Origin of the sequence: Brevibacterium sanguinis (assembly GCF_039528855.1) — a bacterium.
Taxonomy (GTDB): domain Bacteria; phylum Actinomycetota; class Actinomycetes; order Actinomycetales; family Brevibacteriaceae; genus Brevibacterium; species Brevibacterium sanguinis.
Genome location: NZ_BAAAMB010000004.1, coordinates 40,415 through 61,949 on the forward strand (window position 1 = coordinate 40,415; position 21,535 = coordinate 61,949).

Below are 21,535 nucleotides of genomic sequence, written 5' to 3' on the forward strand. Positions count from 1 at the left end.
CGGAGGGACCGGCAGATGGTCCGGCCGCGCGTCCGCAATTCGCGAAACGTTCAGCCGGGCGTCTCCCTGCTGTCGTAGCATGGATTGATGACTGAGAATCCCGGATACGCCGAGCCGCAGGCGCGCCCCGCCGACTCGGACGACGAACCCAAAGGCCCCAACGCACCGATCTACACCGCTCGGGTGGAGAACCTCGGCGGCACGTCGGGAGAAGTGCGCGTCGAAGACGGTCCGACTCTCGCCACCGCCCCGACCTCGCACACGGAGCTCGGCAGCAACCCCGAGCAGTTCCTCGCGATGGCGTGGAGCACCTGCCTCGGCGAGACCCTCAAGGTCGTCCTCGCCGTCAACGAGGTCGACGCCCTGTCACGGGTGCGCTGCGAGGTCGACCTCCACAAGGAGAAGTCCGGCGGCTTCTACTTCGTGCCCCGCGCCTTCATCTCCGTCGAGGGAGTCTCCGACGCGGATGCGGAGAAGTACGCCGCCCGCGCCCACGCCCGCTGTCCCATCTCGAAGCTCCTCAAGGGGATGGGCACCCCGGTCGTCGAGATCGAGGACTACAAGAACCCCGACAACTTCCAGCTCAGCTGAGGCACCGCAGCCGGGACAGATGAGCGCATCGACCGTGCGCCTCCGCGATGAGCGGGGGCGCACGGTCGCGTGCTACCGGGCGCGCACCTCGGCGACGATGCCGGCGATGGCCTCGGCCGCCTCGGCGGGACGGATGAGCCACCGCAGATGCGAGGAGTCGAGCGTGATCACCCGGTAGGGATTGTCCGGGGTGAGGGCATCGCCCTCCCGGATGAGGCGGTCCTGCATCGGCAGGGGAATCGATCGATCCTCGCCGAGGCGGATGAACGTCCGCGGAATCGTGCCCCAGGTGTCCGCCTGGGCGCGGTCGTCCGGGCCGCCGGCGTCGAGGTTCTCGTCGGGCTGGAACGTGCCGACGAAGGTGAGGAACTCGTCGGCCGTGGCGTCGGCGCAGAAGAGGGCCTTGAGCGAGGCGAGCTGTTCGCCGGTGGCGCCGCGGAAGTTGCAGCGCAGGGCACCGAGCTGCCCCGGATCGCCGACGAGGAGGGACGCGAGGACGCCGGCATCGACGTCGGCCATCTCCGGTTCGGCGTTGTAGGCGGCGGCCTCGAGGTCGACCGGGGCCCACGCCGAGGTGTAGACGAGGTGGTCGAGCAGCTCGGGGTGCGCATTGCCCAGGGCGGTCAGGGCGATTCCGCCTCGGCTGTGGGCGAGGGCGATGACGGGTCCGGTGTCGCGGAGGCGGCCGATCGCCTCGGCGAGATGGGCGACGGTGTCGGCCAGGCTCACCCCGGCCATCGCACTCGGGGCAGTGGCCAGCGCCCCAAGATCCTGCGGGGGCTGATACCCGTCGGGGATGACGGCGGAGAAGCCGTGGCCCGGCAGGTCGAGCGCGGCCGAGCGGACCCCGTGGGCGGCGAGTTCGGCCTGGAGCGGGGCGAACGTCAGCGAGTTCGCGAACGCGCCGTGGATGAGGACGACAGTGGGTTCGGACATGCACTCACCCTAGCGGCACACGGTAGTGCGCAGGCGGGACGTGGTCTGACGCCACCGCGGCGGGGGCTCACGCAGGCCGAGTGCGTCGGTGGCGGAATGCGGAGCGCCCGGCCCGCATTACAGTGGGGGCGACAGTGATTGGGAGAGCAGAGGAGAGGTCATGTCATTCACGGAGACCGTGCTGCTGGTGCTCGACCTCCTCGGCACATTCGTCTTCGCAATCTCCGGTGTGCTGCTCGCGGCACGCCGCGGCTACGACATCACCGGCGGCCTCGTCCTCGGTCTGCTCGCGGGAATCGGCGGCGGCATGATCCGCGACATCCTCCTCGACCGCGTGCCCAATGCGCTCGCCCACCCGATCTACCTCGCCCCGCCGCTGCTCGCGACCCTGCTCATCTACCTCATCGGGCAGCGCACGCTGCGCGCCCGGATCTGGATCATCGTCTTCGACGCGCTCGGCATGGGGCTCTTCAGCCTCACGGGCACGGCGATCGCGCTCGAAGCCGGCGCCCAGGCGCCCGTCGCGCTCCTCATGGGCGCGCTGACCGCGTGCGGTGGCGGACTCCTGCGCGATGTCGTCGCGAACGAGGATCCCGCGATCTTCCGCGGCACCGACCTCTACCTCATTCCCGCCCTCTTCGGTTCGGGGCTGACGATCCTCGCCGATCGGCTCGGTCTCCTCGGCGGCGTCACCTCGGTGCTCATCGCGGCGTTCGCCTTCGGGTTCAGGATGCTCGCGTGGAGACTGCAGTGGCGGGTGCCGCAGCCGATGCGCCAGTGGTCGCTGCGCGCCAGGGACGGGCAGTCGCGGCGCAAGCGCCTGCCCGCGGTGTTCCGCCGCCCCGACTGAGCCCGCGGTCGCGGTGGACACGCTGCGGACGGGGGCTGTGCCGGTGACCTGCGCGGTCGTTGGGCCGGTCGTCCCGGACTCGGTCGCTGATGCGGTCAGAGGATCGGCGCCGAGGAGGCCGACGACGTCATGGCGAGCACGGCCCTGGCGATCTCCTCGATGATCTCCTGGGATTCCGGTGTCGCCTCGGCGGCGCTGACCTGTCCGCGTTCGATCTCCTTGAGTCGGGTCGCCACCTCGGCGTTCCACGGCATCCGCGGCTGGAGCTGGACGTAGACCTGAGCCGCGGAGATGAGCGCGATGATCGCAGCGGTGCGCGCATCCGGAGCCCGGCCGTCGTCGAGGACGGCGGTGACACGGTCGCGGAGGGCCGCCTCGGCGCGCACATCGAGCGTCGGCCACCGGGTCGTCGGGAGCACGCCGAGGACCTTCTTCGTCTCGCGGAGGATGATGCCCTTCGCGGCCAAGCGGTCGAGCACGGGCTGGCGGACGTCGAGGTCGAGACCCGAGATGAGGCCGTACGCGGAGTGCTCGCGCGTGCCCATCGCCCGCAGCGCCTCGGCGAGGATCGGATCGATCTGCGGGTCGGGGGTCGTGCGCTTCGCATGGATGAGGGTGCCGCCGACCCGGCGATGCGAATGGACCTCGAGGCGGCCGGTGAGCGCGAGTTCGGCGAGGACGGCGCCGGGCAGGACGCAGTGGAGGACCTTCGAGCCGGCGATCGCGCTGCCGTCATCGGCCAGGAGCAGGAGCATGAGCTCTTCGACGATGAGCAGTTCGTCTTCCATGGGGCGCCCCTCCCGCTGCGGTGATTCCAGGGTAGGCGATGGGATGCGGTCTCGCCCAGGGGTCGTCGGGTCGCCGGGGCCGGGGATACGTGAGTCTGTGGGTCCGGGGACGGCAGGTCGCCGGGACCGTGACTTGCGGGTCACTGGGTCCGTGACTTGCGGGTCACTGGGTCCGTGACTTGCGGGTCACGGCGTCCGAGGATTGTGGACGGCCGGTTGCCCACCTGCGAAGATGATCGCATGAGCAGCCATTGGACCGAAGATCCCCAGCCCCTTCTGCGCGTCGACGAGGGCTTCCGCCTCGCCGATGTCGATCCGGAGGCGACCCCCGGCTACGAAGGCGACAAGAAGACCGGTCAGAAGGAGCTCGCGGCGACCGCAGCGCAGCTCGATGACCTGCAGGAACGCCTGTTCGCCGCCCATCACGACGCGGAGACGGGCCCTGCCGTGCTCCTCGTGCTCCAGGCGATGGACACGGCGGGCAAGGGCGGGATCGTCCGTCACGTCGTCGGGTCCGTCGACCCGCAGGGCGTCGAGCTCGCGGCGTTCAAGAAGCCCACCGACGAGGAGCTCGAGCACGACTTCCTCTGGCGCATCCGTCCGCATGTGCCGGGGCCGGGGATGATCGGCGTCTTCGACCGCTCGCACTATGAGGACGTGCTCATCGGCAAGGTCCGTGAGCTCGCCGATGCCGAGGAGATCGAGCGCCGCTACCAGGCGATCAACGACTTCGAGGCCGAACTCGCCGCGGCGGGCGTCATCGTCATCAAGGTCATGCTCCACATCTCACCCGACGAGCAGCGCGACCGCCTCCTCGAGCGCCTCGACCGGCCCGACAAGTACTGGAAGTACAACACCGGCGACGTCGACGAACGACTCCTCTGGCCCGAGTACATGCAGGCCTACCAGGATGTCTTCGACCGCACCTCGACCGAGGTCGCGCCCTGGCACGTCGTTCCCGCCAACCGCAAGTGGTACGCCCGCCTGGCCGTGCAGCGCCTCATCCTCGATGCCCTCGAGCGCATCGACCCGCAGTGGCCGCCGGCCGACTTCGACATCGAGGTCGAGAAGAAGCGCCTCCTCGCAAGCTGAGGCGGGTGAGCGCCCCCGCGCAGGTCAGTCGCGGCGGACGCTGTAGCTCACGGGAGTCGCGTGCTCGACAGTGCGCGAGACCGTGCAGTACTTGTCGTGGGAGAGTCCGACGAGCTTCTCGATCTGCGCATCCGCACGGCGGCCCGCCTCATCATCGGGGAACGCGAGGTCGAAGTCGAGGTGGACGTTCTCGAGCCGGTTGGCGCCGTCCTCGACGATCTTGTCGGCGCTCGCCCGGACGTCGAACCGTTCAGCGTCGGTGTGACGGCTCGTCACGGTGTCGACGTCGATCGATGAGCATCCGGCCACCGCCGCCAGCAGCAGTTCGACGGGGGTCATGAGCCCGTCACCGCGACCGAATTCGATGCTCGCGCCGTTCGGGGCAGTGGCGCGGTAGTGGTTGGGGGCGATGCGGGTCAGTTCGATGCTGCGCTTGTCTTCGCTCATGGTCCCATCATGGCAGAGGCAGAGGCAGAGGCAGAGGCAGAGGCAGACGACGGTCTACTCCCTCGCCGACCGCCGGTCAGGCGGGGTCGCGCCGTGTCACCGGGTGCCGAAGTCGATGTCGGCGGATTCCTTCACCGCGGCGGTGCGACCGGGTCCCGATTCGAATCCCCAGTAGAGGTTCGTGTGGGAGACGACCATCTCCGGCTCTGGCGCGCCCCATGCGGTGAGGTCCTCGGTGGTGTGCGCGTCGGAGACGAGGGTGACGTCGTAGCCGCGCGAGAACCCGCCGTGGATCGTCGAGCGCACGCACGCATCCGACTGTGCGCCGGTGACGACGAGGTGGCCGATGTCGCGGCTGGCCAACACGTCCTCGAAGTCGGTCTCCTCGAAGGTGTTGCCGTGGGTCTTCTCGACGATCGCCTCACCGTCGGCGGGAGCGAGCGCGTCGACGATCTGCCACTGCGGGGAGTCGACCGGCATTTCGTCCGAGCTGTGCCGGACCCACACCACCTCGGTGCCGGCATCGCGCGCCCGGTCCACGAGACCCGAGATCGTGTCGATCACCTCGGGGGCCTTCCACGATTCGGCCATCACGCCGTTCTGCACGTCGATGACGATCAGAGCGGAGTCCGGCCGGTCCGCGGGGCGGGCGGGAGCGGGGGTGGATGCTGAGTCAGCAATCATGTGATCCTCCTCGATCCCTTCGATGATCTGCCAGTTCGGCTCGCCGGTCAAGGGCGGTTCCCGAACTCAGCCGAGGTTGGCGGAGGGACTGCGGCGGGCCGCGATGAACGAGCGGATGCCGAGGATGATGTAGATGATGAGGAGGACGAACGTGATCGTGCTGACGATGACGGCGGCCGGGCGCTCGGCGGTGCCGGCGAAGAGGGCGCCGAGCTGCAGGACGTTCATGAACGTGCCGATGACGCCGAGGAGGGCGACGACGAGCGCGATGTGGATCCCGATCTTCGGGCGGCGGATGCCGATGACACCGCAGATCGCGATGACGAGACCGAGGAACGCGGGGATGAGCGCGGTCACGCTGGCCATGGCGGTGGCGAACCACGCGATGACTCCGAGGACGATGAGGACGATTCCGAGGCCGATCGTGATCTTCGGCATGAGCAGACTCCTTGGTCAGGTGCGCTGTGTGCGCAGATGTGCGTCCGTGGACCAGCCTAGTGGGGGTGGTTCCGCGACGTGAACGATCCCCTAGTGTGGGACGCGGGCGCTCGCGAGATGGAATGCCGGGTTGTCCCCACGGTCGGCCTGTCCGGCTGGTGGAGTCGGCCGCGTCCGACTGGCATGATCGGGCGGTGCAGTCCGACTGGAGCGATAGGGCAGAGAGGAGAGCGCCGAGGTGATCGAGACCCGCGCTGTCGCGTTCACTCCGATCAAGGGAACTCGGCACAGCGTCCAACCGGACGCCGAGTTCGATGCGCACGGTCCGCTCGGCGATCGTCGCTTCTGCCTCATCGATGCCGTCCGCGGGCGGGTTCTGCGGACCGTGCAGCATCCGTCGCTGCTCTCCGTCGTCGCACGCCTGCAGGGTTCTCAGCTTTCGGTGACGCTGCCCGACGGCACCACGGTCGCCGAAGCGCCTCAACTCTCCGGTGAGACGCTGACCTGCGATTACTGGGGACGCTCCGTCGAACTCTGTCTGACGACCGGCGCCCACAGCGAGCTGCTCTCCGACCACCTCGGACAGGCGGTGCACCTGGCTCAGGCCCCGCGCGGAGCGATCGTCTTCGGACAGCCGCTGACAATCGTCGCCACAGCCTCAATCGCCGAAGTGGCCGACAGTGCGGAGGAGAACGGCACCGGGACAGCCGGGCATGCTGCGGTGGCCGACGGTGAACGGGCTCGGACGATCGGTGATACCGCAGTGGCTGATCTCTTCCACCGCTTCCGGGCGACGCTTCTCGTCGAGACCGACGAGCCGTTCGTCGAGGAGACGTGGCTGGGGAGGGTGATGACCGTGCGCGGGGCGGTCGACGGGCTGCGGGTGCGGATCGAGGGACCGGTGCCGCGCTGTGCGGTCATCGATTTCGATCCGATGACCGGGGAGCGCACCGGCCGTCTGCTGCGGACGCTTGCCGCGACGAGGGCGACGAACCGTGTGGGCGAGCCCTTCTTCGGCGTCTACGCCGAGGTGGTCCAGCACTCCGGATGCTGAGGGACTCGGCGCAGAGCGGCCGAGCGATGTGTTGTCGAGCGCAGAGCGGCCGAGCACTGTATTGCCGAGTGCCCTGAGGGTTGCTGAGATCCGTCGCTCGCGGCCTCAGGTGACCGCGCCGCGAACCTGATACTCGGGGGTGTCCCACAGGCGGTTGTCGAGGATGTCGCGCAGCGCTTCGACGGTGTCCCACACGTCGGTGAAGCCGAGGTAGAGCGGGGTGAGGCCGAAGCGGAGGATCGAGGGCTCTCGGTAGTCGCCGATGATGCCGCGGTCGATGAGCGCGCTCATGATCGCGAATCCCTCCTCGTGGGCGATCGAGACCTGCGAACCGCGGTGCGCATGGTCGCGCGGGGTGACGATCTCGACCGAGTGCGCGGCCAAGCGCTGCTCGACGAGGTCGATGAAGAGGTCGCTGAGTTCGAGCGACTTCGCCCGCACCGCGCTCATGTCCGCTCGCGCGGCCACGTCGAGCCCCACCTCGGCGACGGACATCGACACGATGCCCTGCGTGCCGGTGAGGAAACGGCGGATCCCGTCGGCGGGGGCGTAGTCCGGGCTCATCTCGAACGGCTTCGCGTGACTCCACCACCCCGACAGCGGCTGGGCGAACCGGTTCTGCAGGTCCTCGGACACCCAGATGAAGGCCGGGGACCCGGGGCCGCCGTTGAGGAACTTGTACGTGCATCCGACGGCCATGTCGGCGCCGTCGCCGGCGAGGTCGATGGGCAGGGCGCCGGCCGAATGGCACAGATCCCAGATCGCCAGGGCGCCGCCGGCATGGATCGCCTCGGTCGTCGACCGCATGTCGAATAGCCGGCCGGTGCGGTAGTTGACGTGGGTGAGGACGACGAGGGCCACCTCGTCGCTCATCGACTGGGGGAAGCCCGCGGTCACCTCGGCGTCGTCGACGAGGCGCACTTCGTACCCGTCGTCGAGCTGCTCGGCGAGGCCCTGGAGCATGTAGATGTCGGAGGGGAAGTTCTCCCGCTGGGTGAGGATGATCCGGCGGTCGGGGGCGTCCTCGCGCTGGATGCGCAGCGCCGCCGAGGCGGCCTTGAAGAGATTGATCGACGTCGTGTCCGTGACGACCGTGCTGCCGGCACCGCCGCCGACGAGGCCGGAGACCTTCTCGCCGAGTGCGGCCGGCATCTCGAACCAGCCCGCGGTGTTCCACGAGCGGATGAGGCCGGTGCCCCATTCCTCGGCGATGACCTCCTGCGCCCGCTCGGCAGCGCCGCGCGGACGTGCGCCCAGCGAATTGCCGTCGAGGTAGATCGTGCCCTCGTCGATGATGAAGTCGTCGCGGAAGCCGCGCAGTGGGTCAGCGGCGTCGCGGCGTTCGCAGGCGGCGCGGTCGATCTCGGTCATCGAGGGTCCTTCCTTCGCAGGTCCGTCACAGTCGGGCGGCGACGACGGTGACTCGTCGGGTCGCCTTCCCATCGTGCCAAAGATGCGAGAAGATCGATGCGGAAGTGAACGATCGACGGAAAACCTCAAGGAGAACGGTGAATCATTCGAGTCTCATCGCCGATCACCGTGCCGAACCCGGTGCACCCCTGGCCGCGACCGACCTCGCGATCCTCCGCGAGCTCAGCGCCGATGCCCGGATCTCGAACAAGGTGCTCGCCGAGCGGGTGGGACTCGCGCCCTCGACGTGCTCGGGCCGGGTGAGCGCTCTGCGCCGGCGCGGGGTCATCAGGGGCTTCCACGCCGACATCGACTGGGAGGCGCTCGGTCTCACGGTCTTCGGAATGGTCTCCGTGCGGATGACACCGGTCGGACGCGCCGCGATCGCCTCGGTCATCGCCCGTCTGCTCGACGTGCCCGAGACCCTCGAGGTCTTCCAGGTCTCCGGCGAGCGCGACCTCCTCGTCCACATCGCCGCGAGCCACCCCCGCGGTCTCCACACGTTCATCGAGGAGCATCTCTCGGACACGACGATCGCGCACACGCAGACGAGCCTCGTCTTCGGCCATCACCGCGGGTGAGCTCGCCCGCCGAGGTGAGGTCGGGCAACCCGCACCCGCCGAGGCGGGCGCATGCAGCCGTGACCGTTGACTCGGCGTCGGCGACCGGTGAGGATGAGGTGCGGCACCGCACCCACGCGATCACCCCACTGCGAAGGAGCAGTCATGTCCCAGATCTTCGTCAACCTGCCCACCCTCGACCTCGAACGGGCGAAGGCCTTCTACTCGGCGCTCGGCACGCAGATCGTCCCCGAGTTCTCCGACGACAACGCCGCGTGCGTGAAGTGGGACGACGCGATCTTCTTCATGATCCTCACCAAGGAGTATCTGCAGACCTTCACCGACAAGCCGATCGCCGATCCGCACTCCGTGGCGCAGGTGATGACCGCGCTCTCCCGGGACTCCCGGGCCGATGTCGATGCGATGCGCACCGCGATCCTCGAAGCAGGTGGCGGAGAGAACCGCCCACCGACGGATCACGGGTTCATGTACGGCATCAGCATGACCGATCCGGACGGGAACATCCTCGAATTCATGTGGATGGACCCGGCTGCCGCCGAGGCGGGACCGGAGGCGTTCGCGCAGACGGAGGCGACGGCCGATCAGCCTCTGTGAGCCGCGAGGACCTCGAGCACCGCGTCGCCGTAGCGTTCGAGCTTCTTCAGTCCGACACCGCTGACCTGGCCGAGGCTCTCAAAAGATGTCGGTTTGGCCTCGACGATGCCGTAGATCGTCGCGTCGGGGAAGATGACGTAGGCGGGCACGCTCTGCTCCTTCGCCTGTCCCGCGCGCCAGGACCGCAGGGCCTCGAACAGGGCGGAGTCGGCGGGGTCGAGCGCGACCTCGGGACCGCCTCGGCGCTTCGATCCTGAGCGCGAGGCACCGGACTTCTTCACCGGATCGACGCGCATCGACACCCCGGTCTGCCCCCGCAGCACCGCGTCGGCGGCGGGCCCGAGGACGAGCACGCCGTAGTCGCCGTGGGACTCGAGGAGTCCGCGGGCCAGGCTCTGTCGGATCACGGCCTTCCATTCGCCCTCGGACAGGTCGGCGCCGACGCCCCACACGCTGAGGCTCTCATGGTCAGAGGCCCGCGAGCGGTCGTTGGCGCTGCCGCGGAGGACGTCGATGACCTGGCCGGAGCCGAAGCGCTGGCCGCGTTCGCGGTCGAGGCGGATGACCGTCGAGAGCAGCTTCTGCACGGCCACGGTCGCGTCCCACGTCGCCGGCGGCGTCAGGCACGTGTCGCAGTTGCCGCACGGACCGGACTCCTCGTCGAAGTAGCGCAGCAGCTGGACGCGGCGGCAGTCGACGGTCTCGCACAGCGCGAGCATCGAGTCGAGGTGGGCCATCACCCGGCGCTTGTGGGCCTGGTCGCCCTCCCCGGATTCGATGAGGCGGCGCTGGGAGACGACGTCGCCGAGGCCGTAGACCATCCACGCATCCGCGGGCAGGCCGTCGCGTCCGGCTCGTCCGGTCTCCTGGTAGTAGCCTTCGACGCTGCGGGGCAGGTCGAGGTGGGCGACGAAGCGGACGTCGGGTTTGTCGATGCCCATGCCGAAGGCGATCGTCGCGACCATGACGAGGCCGTCCTCGCGGAGGAAGCGGGCCTGGTGCTCGGCGCGCACCTCGGCGGGCAGGCCTGCGTGGTACGGGAGGGCGGGGATTCCGCGGGCCACGAGCGCCTCGGCGAGCTGTTCGACCCCGCGCCGGGACAGGCAGTAGACGATCCCGGAGTCGCCGGGGTGTTCGGTGGTGATGAAGCTGATGAGCTGGGAGCGGGCCGAGGCCTTCGGTTCGATCCGGTACGTGATGTTGGGGCGGTCGAAGCTCGCGACGAAGTGCTCGGCGTCGCGCAGCTGCAGCCGTTCGGTGAGCTCGGCGTGCGTGGCCGGGGTCGCCGTCGCGGTCAGTGCGATGCGGGGGACCGTGGGGAAGCGGTCGGCGAGCACCCCGAGGCCGAGGTAGTCGCTGCGGAAATCGTGACCCCACTGGGAGACGCAGTGCGCCTCGTCGATCGCGAAGAGGGAGATGTCCGCCCTCTCGAGCAGCTGCATCGTCCGCGGCAGGACGAGGCGTTCGGGGGCGAGATAGAGGAGGTCGAGCTCCCCGTCGAGGAGGCGGCGCTCAACGTCCTGCGCTTCGTCGATGTCGAGGGTGGAGTTGAGGTAGGCGGCCCGCACGCCGAGGTTGTCGAGCGCTGCGACCTGATCGGCCATGAGGGCGATGAGCGGGGAGATGACGATCCCGGTGCCCTCGCGCACGAGCGCGGGGATCTGATAGCACAGCGATTTGCCGCCGCCGGTGGGCATGAGCACGACGGCATCACCGCCGGAGATGAGCTGGTCGACGATCGCCGCCTGTTGGCCGCGGAAGTCCTCGTACCCGAAGACATCGTGGAGGACGTCGAGGGCGGAGGTCGTGGCTGGGGCGGTCATGCGCCCAGCCTAGTGGACGACCCTGACGCGAACGTTCAGGGCCGGAGCGGGAGCCGCGATAGGCTGGAGGGGGAGACCCACCGACGAGCTGAGGAGAGCTGCATGGAACCGAACAGGCGCACGATGATCACCTCCGCGGGAGCTGTCGGGACAGCCGCGGTCGTCGGACTCACCTCGGCGTGCAGCCCCGACGATTCGGAATCCGGTTCGGGGTCCTCGGCCTCGGCGCCGCCGGATGCGACTGTGCCGGCGAGCGACGTGCCCGTCGGGTCGGGCATCGTCGTCGACGAGGCCTACGTCGTCACCCAGCCGAAGGAGGGGGAGTTCCATGCCTTCTCCTCCGTGTGCACCCATCAGGGGTGCCAGGTCCGCACCGTGACCGAGACCGAGATCGTCTGCCCGTGCCACTCCTCGCGCTACTCGGCGACGAGCGGCGAAGTGCTCTCCGGTCCGGCGACCGAAGCGCTGGCGACCTACCAGGTCACCGACTCCGGCGGGACCCTCAACCTCTCGGCGCAGTAGCCGAACCGCACAACGCAGTAGCCGGACCGCACGGCGCAGCGGCTCACCTTCTCAGCCGAGCGCATGAACCTTTCGGCGCAGCAACTGCGGCCGCGGCGTCGTCGCTGAGCGGGGGCGCGCCCGTCCTCAGTCGCCGGGGGAGTCGGGGCGGTCGTCGGGCTTCTTCGCCGACTGGACGCTGTAGGCGCCTCCGATGCCGACGAGGAAGCCCATGACGGCGAACGGGACCGCGAAGAGCGGATCGAAGAGCAGGAATCCCACGATCCCGCCGAGGATCGCTGCGATGACGGCGGTCGTCCACGATGATGCGTTCGGACGCGGGAGCTGTCGATTGACCATGATGCATTCTCCTTGAGGTGTTCTCTTGCGTGTCGTCTCTCGAGTTCTCTGATCGGCGGTTGTCGGTGCTCTGAACGGCGGTCGTCAGTGCTCTCAACGGCGGTCGTCGGCTGGCGGTGCCCAGCGTCGCGACCGATGGCATTCACCCCAGGAACAGGCCCGGGAGGACGAGTGCTCCGGCGATGGCGGCGGCGAACGCCGCTCCGATGATGAGGCGCGGCATCTCACCGCGTGCGACCTTCGGATCGGCAGCGCTCCACGGCAGGTCCGGCCACACCGAGGCGGCGCGGAACGCCGCCCAGACGCAGGCGACCATCACGGCCAGCCATACCCAGAGCGCGGCGTCCGTCCATCCCCCGAACGCCCCGATGAGACGGATGAGCAGGACGAACGCGACGGCCGGGAGAAGGCCCGCGAGCAGCTGTCGGCGCGACTGCGCTCGTCGGGCGGCGGCCAGCGCGGTCCACGCGGCGTACGCGAGGACGAGGGTCGTGACGATCGTTGAGACGAGGGCTGCGCTCATGAGCGTTCTCCTTCGGTCCAGGCGGAACGGGGTGCGGTGGAGTCGGGGACGGATCGCGCCGAGGCGGCCCCCACCTCGGCGGACTCCGTGAAGTGGGACCCGGCGGAGGCAGCCCTGGTGGGTGTGGGCGCGGCGGAGCCCGAAGCAGTGGAGATGAGGTCGATGGCGCCGTCGACGGAGATCGCGGAGTCGGCGAGGACGACGATCCCCGTGCCTGCGTCCGCAGTGAAGCCGAGGAACGAGCTGTACCCGCCGGTGCCGCCGTTGTGCCAGGTGACGGCCGGGGTGCGCCCTGTCGTCGTCATCCACGCGAAGCCGATGCGGTCGGCCGCGTCGAAATCGGCCCGCGGCACGGCTGCGGCGGCTCCCGGCGCGGTGCCCTCCATCGTGGCGCGCAGCCAGATCGCCATGTCGCCCGCGGTCGACCGGATCGCCCCCGCCGGAGCGGACGCACCCAGGGTCCACGGGGCCGCCGGCAGGCCCGATGCCGTGTACCCGTGCGAGAGCCCCGTCGCCGAGGTGGGCACGAAGGTCCGCGTCATCCCCAGCGGCTGCGTGATCCGCTGCTCCACGAGTTCGCGGTAGCTCAGGCCGCTCACCTTCGCGAGCGACTGCCCGAGGACCGCGAACCCGAAGTTCGAGTACTCCGGGGTCGTATCGCTGACGTCGGTGTCGCCGAGGGTGCGGATGAGGTCGTCGACGCTGCCGCGGTACGGATCCCGGTGGAGGTAGGTCGCGAAGACCGACGCGACCGCATCACCGACGCTCGGCGCCGGCTCGACCCGCGGCAGTCCGGAACGGTGCATCGCGAGTGAGAACAGCGTCACCTCGGCGACGTGTCCCTCGAGCTGGGGCCAGATCTCGCCGAGGCGGGTCTCCGCGGTCACCTCACCCCGGTCGATCGCATCGGCGAAGAGGGCGGCGGTGAAGGTCTTCGTCAGAGAGCCGATCTCGAACTCCGTGGTCGCGTCGGCACCTGTTCCCGCCGTCGTCACCGTGTCCCCGTCGACCTTCGCGACGGCGACGTGCTGCCAGTGCCCGCTGCCGAGCGCGGTAGCGGTGGCCGCCATGAGCGCTTCGTCGCCGGTGACCTCACCCTGGAATCCGCGGGGGAGAGGGGTGAGGAGGACGGCGACGATCGCCGTGAGAGCGGCCGCGGTGATGGCGATTTCCCTGCGCCGAGGCGACCGCCGGGTGTCCGTGTCAGTGGCGGATGTCACAGTCATGGCAACTCCTGATATCGAGTGATTGAAGTGATGCGATGCGGAGGTGATGAGACGGGTCGAGTGGGTGCCTGGCCGGTGCAGTGCTGATCCGGTGGGTCGGGTGGTCGGTGGTGTGGGTGGTCGGTGGTGTGGGTGGTCGGTCCGGCGATTGGCCGGATCGACGATCGGTCGATGAGACGGCTGGTCGTGGTGCCGAGGGCACGTCAGGATGTGGGCGGCGCGATGATCGCCGCCGGTGGGGTCATTGGGTTCCGATGAGGATGAGGGTGAGGAGCGGGATGACCTTCTGTGCGGGCACTCGCCAGTGACCGCGCGGGAAGTTCTCGAGCCAGCCGGCGGAGGCCAGCGCCTTGAGGTGGTGATAGACCTGGCCGGTGGTGCCGAAGCGGTCGTCGGCGCTGAGTTCGGCGACGGTCGTCGTGCCCGTGTAGATCGCCTGGAGGAGCGCGAGCCGGACGGGATGACTGAACGCCGACAGTGCCGGTGCGGCCTGTGCGAAATCGATCTCGTCGAAGGCTGCCGCGGTCAGCCCCATCTGCCATGCGACCGGGGAATCGGTGCCCGGCGGCGTGACGTGACCGGCGTAGGTGACGCCGGCGTCCTCGCCGAGGCGGTCGACGAGTCCGTTGAGGACCCAGAACGTGTCGTCGTCCGGTCCGCCCGCAGAGAAGCGGGGCGCCGCGGTGCTGCGCGTGCTCGCCTGCTCACCGTTGCTCGGGCGCTCCCCGGAACGTGCCTGGTCACGAGTGCTCGGGCGATCCCCGGAACGTGCCTGGTCACGAGTGCTCGGGCGATCCCCGGATCGTGGGCGCTCACCGTCGTTCGCCTGCTCACCGTTGCTCGCCGTGGCCGGTTCCCCCGCCCGGGAGCCTTCGAGCTCCTGTGTGCTTTCGAGCTCGGCCACCCGCGCTTCGAGGGCCCCGAGACGAGCCTCGAGGGCGGTGCTCCCTGTCGCCGAGAGGTGCGCGGAATCGGATGACGAGGTGCTCATAGCTTGAGAATACGCGAATTACGTAATTACGTAAAGAGCAGAATATTCAGCCGCTGGGACTCGGTGGGGTCGGAGACCTAAACTGGACGGGTGATGAGTACTGAAGAATCCCGCACCGAACCCGTCGCCCCCGCCTCGGAGCTGCTCGCCGAGGCCAGGACGATGGGCGCGCCGATGATCGTCCGCGGCATCCTCGGTGTCCTCTTCGGCTTCGCCACCGTGTTCTGGCCGCGGGATGCGGCCAATCCGATGCAGCTGTCCCTCGGCGTCGACATCGTCGATCTGCTCAGCATCGGCTACCTCGCGCTGCTCGCGCTCGCCCTCGTCTACCAGGCCCTGCGCTCGCCGCTGTCGGTGCGCACCGCGATCTTCGGTCAGGCGATCATCACGATCCCGGCGATCGTCTTCCTCTTCATGGCCGACCAGCCCGCCGAGGTGCGCGCCGCCCTGAGCATCTGGGCCGTCCTCCACGGGCTCATCGAACTGTGGAACTACCGCAAGCTCGTCCACCACCCGATGGCCTCGGACTTCCTCATCTCCGCCGCAGTCCACATCCTGCTCGGCATCATCCTCATGTTCGGCACCGACTTCCAGGCACTGGCGATCATCGGCTTCACGGGAGCCGCTTCGCTCATCGCAGGGGTGATCTTCATCATCGGCGGGTACTCGCGCATCAGCAAGGGCAGACAGGCAGCCCGCAGCGCGGATGCCGCCGACGACGCGCACGACACCGCAGCCGAATAATCCGCACCACCGACCGACACCCGACCTCCGACCCGAAGCCTGAGGTGAGATGAGCACTGTCGAGAACGACTACGGCCATGTGTCCCCCCTGACTCCGATCTCGGCGTCCGTGTCGTCGTCGGGCCTCCTCGGCGATCTCGCCGAAGCCAGTCGCGCCCTGCCCGATGAGCTGTTCCGGCGCCTCTTCCAGGTCTCACGGTCACCGTCGCTGCTCATCGCCACCGACTACGACGGCACGATCGCGCCGATCGTCGCCAATCCCGCCGAGGCGTACCCGCTCGAGAGCTCGGTCGACTCGCTCCGCGCCCTCGCCCTGCTGCCGTCCACCTCGGCGGGCGTCATCTCCGGGCGCAGCCTCCGCGATCTCGCGGCGATGTCACGGCTGCCGCGCGAGGTCCACCTCTTCGGCTCCCACGGCGGCGAGACCGACAGCGAGGTGCACCGGGCGCTCGAACCGCGGCAGCGGACGGCACTCGCGGCCTTCCGCCGCGACCTCGTCGACACCCTGCCCGCCGAGGTGATCGAGCACAAGACGGCAGGTGCGGCAGTCCACCTGCGCGGCCTCGACGACGATGCCCGGCAGAAGGTCGAGGACGGCATCGCCGCGCTCGTGGAGAAGCACGAGATCTTCCCGACCCGGGGCAAGCAGGTCGTCGACCTCTCCGTCGTGCCCTCGTCGAAGGCCGAGGCCCTGGCGAATCTGCGCGCGGAGACGGGTGCCGAGGTCGTCGTCTTCATCGGCGATGACCGCTCCGACGAGCTCGCCCTCGAGATCCTCGGCGACTTCGACCTCGGTCTCAAGGTCGGCGACGACGGGACGGAGACCCACGCGGAGTTCCGCATCGATTCGCCCGACGTCGTCTCCGTCGTCCTCGCCGCGATCTACGAGCTGCGCAAGTCGTGGCTGTTCGGGCGCGAGGCGATCCCGATCCAGCGTCACAGCATGCTCGGCAACGGGCAGTCGACGGCCCTCGTCGACCCGGGCGGCAGCATCTGCTGGATGCCCCACCCGCTGCCGCATTCCTCGTCGATGTTCTCCGAGATCCTCGGGTCCGCGGCCGCCGGCTACTTCGCCGTGGGCGCCGAATCCGGCGTCGACCCGCTCACCCAGCGCTACCTCACGCATTCGACGCTGCTCGAGACCCGGTGGCCGGGGCTCAGCTGCATCGACTACCTCGCGCCCGTCGACGGCGCGAGCGACGACACGATCGTCGTCCGCGTCCTCACCGGCGACGCGCCCGCGCGGATCCGCTTCGCCCCGCGACTCGACTACGCCACCGTGCCGACCAGGCTCGCGCCGATCCGTGACGGGGTGCGCGTGCTCGGCACCTCGGAGCCGATCCGGCTCTTCGCCCCCGGCGTCGATTTCGAGATCGTCGAGTCGGGACAGTCCCAGACCGCCGAGGCGGTCGTCGTGCCCTCGGACTTCCCCGGCGGCCAGGTCGTCCTCGTCCTCGCGTGCGGGTCGGGCACCGGCGACGCCCGGTTCATCGCCGAGGGCGGAGAGGGCCATGTCCGAGATCGGGCGCTCAACTTCTGGCGCAACTGGGCGAGCACGCTCGCCATCCCCGGCCATCACCGCGAGGAGGTCATCCGGTCGGCGATCACCCTGCGCGCACTCTGCCACGAGCCCACCGGCGGCATCCTCGCCGCCCCGACGACCTCCCTGCCCGAGGGCATCGGCGGCGTCCGCAACTGGGACTACCGCTACACGTGGCTGCGCGACGGGTCGATGACGGCGCGGGCGCTGCTCGCCCTCGGATCGACCGCCGAGGCGGAAGGGTTCCTCTCGTGGCTGACCGGGATCCTCTCCCACACGGTCGCCCCCGAACAGCTCCACCCGCTCTACGCCGTCGACGGTTCGGCACTGACCACCGAGGCGGTGCTCGCGCATCTGCCCGGATACGCCGGGTCGCGCCCGGTGCGGGTCGGCAACGCCGCTGAGCACCAGGTGCAGCTCGACGTCTTCGGGCCGGTCACCGAGCTCCTCGACGAACTCACCGAGCGCCTCGGCGAGCTGCCCGACGCCTACTGGACCCTGACGACCCAGATGGTCGAAGCGGTGAGCCGACGCTGGTTCGAAGCCGATCACGGCATCTGGGAGGCCCGGCGTGCGCCCAAGCACAACGTCTACACGCGGGTGATGTGCTGGGTCACCGTCGACCGCGCCCTGCGCATCGCCGAGCGCTTCGACAAGCAGCTGCCGGGGGCGTGGCGTCAGCTGCGCGAGGAGATCAAGAGCGACATCCTCACCCATGGCTTCAACGAGGAGGTCGGTGCCTTCACCGTCGCCTACGGGGAGCCGGATCTCGACGCGGCAGGTCTGTTCGTGGGTCTGAGCGGTCTGCTCGAGGCCGATGACCCGCGGTTCATCGCGACCGTCGACGCCATCGAACGGGAGCTGCGCGTCGGGCCCACGGTCTTCCGCTACCGCTACGATGACGGCCTGCCCGGTCTCGAGGGCGGGTTCCACATCTGCACGACGTGGCTCATCGAGGCGTTCATCAAGGTCGGTCGCATCGACGATGCGTGGGATCTCTTCCGGCAGCTCGACAATCTGCTCGGGCCCACCGGGCTGCTGCCCGAGGAGTACGATCCCGTCGCCGAGATGCACCTGGGCAACCACCCCCAGGCCTACTCGCATCTCGGCTACATCCGCGTCGCCCAGATGCTCGACGAGTACCGTCCCAGCTGAGCACCCCGCGCCGCGCTTGGCGCGTCACAGGACTCGACGTGCTGCCTTGCTGAACGAGTCACATGACTGAACGCGTCGCCTCACTCGACGAGGAGGCTGACCATCTCCGCGATGCAGGCCGGCCTCTCCTGGCCCTCGATCTCGATGACGTGCCTGATGACCAGCTGCGTGCCCTTCGGACTGCGCGTCACCTCGGTGAGGGTAGCGGTGTCGCGCAGTCGGGAGTCGACGAGGACCGGCTGCGGGAAGCGGACCTTGTTGAGCCCGTAGTTGATCTTCATCGACACTCCCTCGATCGCGAAGATCTCGGAGGAGAACTTCGGCAGGAGGGAGAGCGTGTAGAAGCCGTGGGCGATCGTCGCGCCGAACGGCCCGGCGGCCGCGCGCTCCTCATCGAGGTGGATCCACTGGTGGTCGTCGGTGGCGTCGGCGAACGCGGTGATCATGTCCTGGTCGACGGTCAGCCACTCCGACGTCCCGAGTTCCGTGCCGACGGCCGCCTCGACCTCGTCGATGCCGGTGAGTGTGCGCATGTGGGTTCCCCTTCGATCCGATGGCGTGGTCAGGCCGACGGCCGCCATCGAGTCCCTTATCGGACATTCGATCGTCGACGGCCGTCCCCTCGCACTCTACTGCCGAACGCCGCTCCGCACACCCCTTCGATAGGTTGGGGAGATGACTTCGCCGAGCATGGACGACTCCGCACTGCTGACCCGACCGCACTCGCCGAGGTGGCTCGACCGTCCCGCAGACCACCGCACCTATGAGGCCGCATCGTTCGTCGGTCACGGGCGGGCCACGTTTGAGCGCTGCGCCGAGGAGCTGCTCCATTGGGAGGTGAAGACCCGCAGCGGCTTCGACATCGATCCCGCAGGCATCCGGGTGGCGGTGGGACAGGAGCCGACGATCCGGGTGCGTCTGGGTCCGTTCCGTCTGCCGGAGCCCTCGCAGGTGCTCGCCGTCATCGAGGCGGAGGACGTCCGCGGCTTCACCTACGGCACGCAGCCCGGCCACCCGATCACCGGCGAGGAGTCGTTCCTCCTCGTCCGTCTCCCCGACGACCGGGTCTTCCTCGTCCTCCGCTCGGCCTCACGGGCCGGAATGGGAATCTGGCGCCTCGGCGAGCCCCTCGTGCGGATCGCGCAGGTCTTCTACCGACGGCGCTATGCCCGCGCCCTGCGACGACGGTGAGGTCCGGGCCTGGTGAGCTTCGGGCTCGGTGAGCGGCGGGCTCGGTGAGCGGCGGGCTCGGTGAGCGGCGGGCGTGGCTGGGGCGATCTCCGTGCCAGGGCCGTTCCCGAGGTGGATCCGACTCGAAGAATCGCCCGATCTCGAGCCGGATCCACCTCGGGAACTCGCGGGGACCGTGTCCGTGGCACCGGATCGGACCATGGCATCGGCACCCGGGGGAACCGCCTCGGCGACGGGATTCGTCGCGGTCGAGGCCGCGTGCGGTGATACCTTCGGGGCACGTCTCGCGGGCCCGCCGCGCGACCCGTGACCACTGACACCGGAGTCTCCATGAGCCACCTCATTCCCCAGCGTTCACCCGAGATGATGAGCACGGAGTTCGCCGACCTCTGCGCTCTCCTCGATGACACGGCGATCGCCCACGTGTCCGTCATCCGCGACGGCAGACCGTTCACCTTCGGCACGCTGATCGCCCGCGTCGACGATGGCATCGTCATCCACGGTTCGACGGGGTCACGGTGGATGCGTCAGCTCACCGCCGAGCCGTGCGCGGTCGCGGTGACGAAGGTCGACGGCGTGGTCGTCGCACGCAGCGCCTTCGAGTCCTCGATGCTCTACCGCAGCGCACTCATCCTCGGACAGTTCGCGGAGGTGCCGGAGGCGAGGAAGGAGGAGGTGCTCAGGCTGCTGACCGATCGGCTCATCCCCGGTCGAACGGCGGAGGTGCGGCCCTCGACGAAGAAGGAGCTGGCTGCCACGATGCTGCTCGAGATGCCGATGAACGAATGGTCGCTGCGGATCTCCGATGACTGGCCCGAGGACCCCGACGACGATGTCGCAGGTGACGCGTGGGCGGGGAAGATCCGGTTCACGGAGCTGCGCAGCCGGTTGGAGGCGACTCCGGATCTGCGGGCGGGGATCTCTCCGACCCCAGCGATCCTGGCAGCGCAGAAGGCTGCCGGCCGACTCAGTTCCTGATGCTGCGTCGGACCTTGACGCCGATTCGCTCACTCAGCTCATCGAGCCGCGTCAGTCCTTGGTGCCGCGTCAGCCCTTGATGCTGTCGCGGGCGGGGACGTACTCCCAATGCCAGGGCTCGTACTTCGACGACTTGGCCCAGTCCGGGTTCTCCCAGCCGTACTTTCCGGCGTTCTTGACCAGCCAGTCCCACGGACCGGTCTTCGATTCGGTGCCGCCGCCGAGGTCGAGGGCGATGCCCCAGCCGTGCATCGACGTGCCCGGGCGGGCGGAGAGGCCGGGCTTGCGGCCGGCCACGGAGATCTGACCGGCGAGGTCGCGGTAGGAGTCGGTGATCGGGATCTCCTTGCCCGTCTCCTTCTTGTACGCGGCATTCATCTCAGCGAACGACACCGCGGCATCGGCGCGCAGTCGGTGCCCGCCCTTGCCGAGGTCGCAGAGCCACTCTTCGGGCAGTTCGCCGTTGCTCGCTCCCGCGCTGTACTTCTGATCGGCCGAGCAGCCGGGCAGCGCGCTCTTCTCGATCGCGCGGCTCGCGGCCTGTGCGCCGTCCTGCTTCGCGCTCGGCGCGCCGATCTCGACGCTCGTCGTGTCGTCGGAGGCCGGGATCGCGGCGTCGACGGATTCGGCGCTCACCTGCTTGGGGCCGGCCTCGGCGATCGCCTCGACCTTGACCTCGCTGCCACCGCCCGCGGTGGCGAACATCACGGCGGCAACCGCGGCACCGGTCACGGACAGACCCGACAGAGCCGTGACCGTCGTCGCACGCTTCCGGCGCACCGACCGCAGCAGCGCACCGTCGGAACCGCGGTGCCCGGAGTACCCGGCACCGACCGTTCCGTGGCCGGCCTCCTTGGCCATCGCCTCGCGCCGAGGCGACCCTGACGCAGTGCGTGCCTCCGCGGCCATCGCGGCGCGGCGGGGTGAGAGAGTCGAGTGTTGGGTGAGGTGAGAGGGGGTGGGGTGAGTGGAGGGGAGGGGTGCTGCGGGCGGGGTCTGGGGGGTCGACTGCCGGTTGCGGAGGTCTCTCCGCCGGAC

The 21,535-nt window shown here is 69.2% G+C and carries 24 protein-coding genes; 11 read left to right on the plus strand and 13 right to left on the minus strand.

The features are described from left to right. Positions 1–87: 87 nt before the first annotated feature. Positions 88–591 (plus strand): OsmC family protein, encoded by a 504-nt coding sequence (locus tag ABD154_RS04260; RefSeq protein WP_198499994.1) that lies wholly within the window; start codon positions 88–90, stop codon positions 589–591. Between the two features lie 72 nt (positions 592–663). Here the strand turns inward: ABD154_RS04260 and ABD154_RS04265 are convergent, their stop codons facing one another. Beyond that, entirely contained in the window at positions 664–1,527 is an 864-nt protein-coding gene (locus tag ABD154_RS04265) for an alpha/beta hydrolase (protein WP_211978577.1), read from the minus strand. A gap of 160 nt (positions 1,528–1,687) precedes the next feature. Between ABD154_RS04265 and ABD154_RS04270 the strand changes: the two genes are divergently transcribed. Then, on the plus strand, positions 1,688–2,377 hold the full coding sequence (locus tag ABD154_RS04270) for a trimeric intracellular cation channel family protein (RefSeq protein WP_211978578.1): 690 nt from the start codon (positions 1,688–1,690) through the stop codon (positions 2,375–2,377). A 95-nt stretch (positions 2,378–2,472) separates the two neighbouring features. On the opposite strand, the gene ABD154_RS04275 is transcribed toward ABD154_RS04270, so the two are convergent. Continuing rightward, positions 2,473–3,165 (minus strand): GOLPH3/VPS74 family protein, encoded by a 693-nt coding sequence (locus ABD154_RS04275; protein WP_211978579.1) that lies wholly within the window; start codon positions 3,163–3,165, stop codon positions 2,473–2,475. A gap of 240 nt (positions 3,166–3,405) precedes the next feature. Between ABD154_RS04275 and ABD154_RS04280 the strand changes: the two genes are divergently transcribed. After that, on the plus strand, positions 3,406–4,257 hold the full coding sequence (locus ABD154_RS04280) for a polyphosphate kinase 2 family protein (RefSeq protein WP_211978580.1): 852 nt from the start codon (positions 3,406–3,408) through the stop codon (positions 4,255–4,257). Between the two features lie 24 nt (positions 4,258–4,281). Here ABD154_RS04280 and ABD154_RS04285 read toward each other — a convergent pair whose 3' ends face one another. The 3 genes from ABD154_RS04285 to ABD154_RS04295 form a co-directional block, all read right to left on the minus strand. After that, entirely contained in the window at positions 4,282–4,704 is a 423-nt protein-coding gene (locus ABD154_RS04285; RefSeq protein WP_211978581.1) for an OsmC family protein, read from the minus strand. Between the two features lie 96 nt (positions 4,705–4,800). After that, positions 4,801–5,388 (minus strand): cysteine hydrolase family protein, encoded by a 588-nt coding sequence (locus ABD154_RS04290; protein WP_211978582.1) that lies wholly within the window; start codon positions 5,386–5,388, stop codon positions 4,801–4,803. 66 nt (positions 5,389–5,454) lie between these two features. Beyond that, positions 5,455–5,826, minus strand: a complete 372-nt coding sequence (locus ABD154_RS04295; RefSeq protein WP_137824913.1) for a hypothetical protein — start codon at positions 5,824–5,826, stop codon at positions 5,455–5,457. Between the two features lie 238 nt (positions 5,827–6,064). On the opposite strand from ABD154_RS04295, the gene ABD154_RS04300 reads away from it, so the two are divergent. Next, positions 6,065–6,880, plus strand: coding sequence for an MOSC N-terminal beta barrel domain-containing protein (locus ABD154_RS04300; protein ID WP_211978583.1), 816 nt, complete (start codon positions 6,065–6,067; stop codon positions 6,878–6,880). A gap of 105 nt (positions 6,881–6,985) precedes the next feature. On the opposite strand, the gene kynU is transcribed toward ABD154_RS04300, so the two are convergent. Next, positions 6,986–8,251, minus strand: a complete 1,266-nt coding sequence (gene kynU / locus ABD154_RS04305; RefSeq protein WP_211978584.1) for a kynureninase — start codon at positions 8,249–8,251, stop codon at positions 6,986–6,988. Between the two features lie 137 nt (positions 8,252–8,388). Here kynU and ABD154_RS04310 point away from each other — a divergent pair, with 137 nt between their 5' ends. Next, a complete protein-coding gene (locus ABD154_RS04310; protein ID WP_211978585.1) occupies positions 8,389–8,871 on the plus strand; it encodes an Lrp/AsnC family transcriptional regulator in 483 nt (160 codons plus the stop codon). A gap of 144 nt (positions 8,872–9,015) precedes the next feature. Next, positions 9,016–9,465, plus strand: a complete 450-nt coding sequence (locus tag ABD154_RS04315; RefSeq protein ID WP_211978586.1) for a VOC family protein — start codon at positions 9,016–9,018, stop codon at positions 9,463–9,465. Here ABD154_RS04315 and recQ read toward each other — a convergent pair. After that, positions 9,453–11,288, minus strand: coding sequence for a DNA helicase RecQ (gene recQ, locus ABD154_RS04320; protein WP_344250294.1), 1,836 nt, complete (start codon positions 11,286–11,288; stop codon positions 9,453–9,455). The two genes, ABD154_RS04315 and recQ, sit on opposite strands and share 13 nt — an antisense overlap. A 102-nt stretch (positions 11,289–11,390) precedes the next feature. Between recQ and ABD154_RS04325 the strand changes: the two genes are divergently transcribed. After that, positions 11,391–11,810, plus strand: coding sequence for a Rieske (2Fe-2S) protein (locus ABD154_RS04325; protein WP_198499982.1), 420 nt, complete (start codon positions 11,391–11,393; stop codon positions 11,808–11,810). 126 nt (positions 11,811–11,936) lie between these two features. Here ABD154_RS04325 and ABD154_RS04330 read toward each other — a convergent pair whose 3' ends face one another. From ABD154_RS04330 to ABD154_RS04345, 4 genes are all read right to left on the minus strand, one after another. After that, positions 11,937–12,149: a hypothetical protein gene (locus ABD154_RS04330; protein WP_198499981.1), complete on the minus strand. Its 213-nt coding sequence runs from the start codon at positions 12,147–12,149 to the stop codon at positions 11,937–11,939. Between the two features lie 142 nt (positions 12,150–12,291). Then, on the minus strand, positions 12,292–12,672 hold the full coding sequence (locus ABD154_RS04335) for a hypothetical protein (RefSeq protein WP_198499980.1): 381 nt from the start codon (positions 12,670–12,672) through the stop codon (positions 12,292–12,294). Continuing rightward, positions 12,669–13,898, minus strand: coding sequence for a serine hydrolase domain-containing protein (locus ABD154_RS04340; RefSeq protein WP_344250299.1), 1,230 nt, complete (start codon positions 13,896–13,898; stop codon positions 12,669–12,671). The genes ABD154_RS04335 and ABD154_RS04340 overlap by 4 nt, the downstream gene beginning before the upstream one ends. A 241-nt stretch (positions 13,899–14,139) precedes the next feature. Continuing rightward, positions 14,140–14,889 carry an ArsR/SmtB family transcription factor gene (locus tag ABD154_RS04345; protein WP_249120978.1) on the minus strand — a complete coding sequence of 250 codons (750 nt, stop codon included), beginning with the start codon at positions 14,887–14,889 and terminating at the stop codon, positions 14,140–14,142. A gap of 93 nt (positions 14,890–14,982) precedes the next feature. On the opposite strand from ABD154_RS04345, the gene ABD154_RS04350 reads away from it, so the two are divergent. Continuing rightward, entirely contained in the window at positions 14,983–15,633 is a 651-nt protein-coding gene (locus tag ABD154_RS04350; protein ID WP_211978591.1) for a hypothetical protein, read from the plus strand. Positions 15,634–15,682: 49 nt separating this feature from the next. Next, positions 15,683–18,328 (plus strand): trehalose-phosphatase, encoded by a 2,646-nt coding sequence (gene otsB, locus ABD154_RS04355; RefSeq protein ID WP_198499976.1) that lies wholly within the window; start codon positions 15,683–15,685, stop codon positions 18,326–18,328. An 80-nt stretch (positions 18,329–18,408) separates the two neighbouring features. On the opposite strand, the gene ABD154_RS04360 is transcribed toward otsB, so the two are convergent. After that, positions 18,409–18,861: a MaoC family dehydratase gene (locus ABD154_RS04360; protein WP_211978592.1), complete on the minus strand. Its 453-nt coding sequence runs from the start codon at positions 18,859–18,861 to the stop codon at positions 18,409–18,411. Positions 18,862–19,003: 142 nt separating this feature from the next. Here ABD154_RS04360 and ABD154_RS04365 point away from each other — a divergent pair, with 142 nt between their 5' ends. Both ABD154_RS04365 and ABD154_RS04370 read left to right on the plus strand, forming a co-directional pair. Beyond that, a complete protein-coding gene (locus ABD154_RS04365; RefSeq protein WP_249120979.1) occupies positions 19,004–19,519 on the plus strand; it encodes a DUF1990 domain-containing protein in 516 nt (171 codons plus the stop codon). 330 nt (positions 19,520–19,849) lie between these two features. After that, positions 19,850–20,497 (plus strand): pyridoxamine 5'-phosphate oxidase family protein, encoded by a 648-nt coding sequence (locus tag ABD154_RS04370; RefSeq protein WP_211978593.1) that lies wholly within the window; start codon positions 19,850–19,852, stop codon positions 20,495–20,497. Positions 20,498–20,566: 69 nt separating this feature from the next. Here ABD154_RS04370 and ABD154_RS04375 read toward each other — a convergent pair whose 3' ends face one another. Continuing rightward, complete coding sequence (locus ABD154_RS04375) at positions 20,567–21,358, minus strand: M15 family metallopeptidase (RefSeq protein ID WP_344250305.1); 792 nt, start codon at positions 21,356–21,358, stop codon at positions 20,567–20,569. Between the last annotated feature and the right edge of the window lie 177 nt (positions 21,359–21,535).

Bases quoted from the DNA above. Each gene is read 5' to 3' on its own strand.
- recQ (WP_344250294.1), bottom strand. From the start codon at position 11,288: ATGACCGCCCCAGCCACGACCTCCGCCCTCGACGTCCTCCACGATGTC.
- ABD154_RS04360 (WP_211978592.1), bottom strand. From the start codon at position 18,861: ATGCGCACACTCACCGGCATCGACGAGGTCGAGGCGGCCGTCGGCACG.
- ABD154_RS04295 (WP_137824913.1), bottom strand. From the start codon at position 5,826: ATGCCGAAGATCACGATCGGCCTCGGAATCGTCCTCATCGTCCTCGGA.
- kynU (WP_211978584.1), bottom strand. From the start codon at position 8,251: ATGACCGAGATCGACCGCGCCGCCTGCGAACGCCGCGACGCCGCTGAC.
- ABD154_RS04260 (WP_198499994.1), top strand. From the start codon at position 88: ATGACTGAGAATCCCGGATACGCCGAGCCGCAGGCGCGCCCCGCCGAC.
- ABD154_RS04280 (WP_211978580.1), top strand. From the start codon at position 3,406: ATGAGCAGCCATTGGACCGAAGATCCCCAGCCCCTTCTGCGCGTCGAC.
- ABD154_RS04290 (WP_211978582.1), bottom strand. From the start codon at position 5,388: ATGATTGCTGACTCAGCATCCACCCCCGCTCCCGCCCGCCCCGCGGAC.
- otsB (WP_198499976.1), top strand. From the start codon at position 15,683: ATGAGCACTGTCGAGAACGACTACGGCCATGTGTCCCCCCTGACTCCG.
- ABD154_RS04325 (WP_198499982.1), top strand. From the start codon at position 11,391: ATGGAACCGAACAGGCGCACGATGATCACCTCCGCGGGAGCTGTCGGG.
- ABD154_RS04265 (WP_211978577.1), bottom strand. From the start codon at position 1,527: ATGTCCGAACCCACTGTCGTCCTCATCCACGGCGCGTTCGCGAACTCG.
- ABD154_RS04345 (WP_249120978.1), bottom strand. From the start codon at position 14,889: ATGAGCACCTCGTCATCCGATTCCGCGCACCTCTCGGCGACAGGGAGC.
- ABD154_RS04270 (WP_211978578.1), top strand. From the start codon at position 1,688: ATGTCATTCACGGAGACCGTGCTGCTGGTGCTCGACCTCCTCGGCACA.
- ABD154_RS04365 (WP_249120979.1), top strand. From the start codon at position 19,004: ATGACTTCGCCGAGCATGGACGACTCCGCACTGCTGACCCGACCGCAC.
- ABD154_RS04275 (WP_211978579.1), bottom strand. From the start codon at position 3,165: ATGGAAGACGAACTGCTCATCGTCGAAGAGCTCATGCTCCTGCTCCTG.
- ABD154_RS04330 (WP_198499981.1), bottom strand. From the start codon at position 12,149: ATGGTCAATCGACAGCTCCCGCGTCCGAACGCATCATCGTGGACGACC.
- ABD154_RS04315 (WP_211978586.1), top strand. From the start codon at position 9,016: ATGTCCCAGATCTTCGTCAACCTGCCCACCCTCGACCTCGAACGGGCG.
- ABD154_RS04285 (WP_211978581.1), bottom strand. From the start codon at position 4,704: ATGAGCGAAGACAAGCGCAGCATCGAACTGACCCGCATCGCCCCCAAC.
- ABD154_RS04375 (WP_344250305.1), bottom strand. From the start codon at position 21,358: ATGGCCAAGGAGGCCGGCCACGGAACGGTCGGTGCCGGGTACTCCGGG.
- ABD154_RS04350 (WP_211978591.1), top strand. From the start codon at position 14,983: ATGAGTACTGAAGAATCCCGCACCGAACCCGTCGCCCCCGCCTCGGAG.
- ABD154_RS04370 (WP_211978593.1), top strand. From the start codon at position 19,850: ATGAGCCACCTCATTCCCCAGCGTTCACCCGAGATGATGAGCACGGAG.
- ABD154_RS04340 (WP_344250299.1), bottom strand. From the start codon at position 13,898: ATGACTGTGACATCCGCCACTGACACGGACACCCGGCGGTCGCCTCGG.
- ABD154_RS04335 (WP_198499980.1), bottom strand. From the start codon at position 12,672: ATGAGCGCAGCCCTCGTCTCAACGATCGTCACGACCCTCGTCCTCGCG.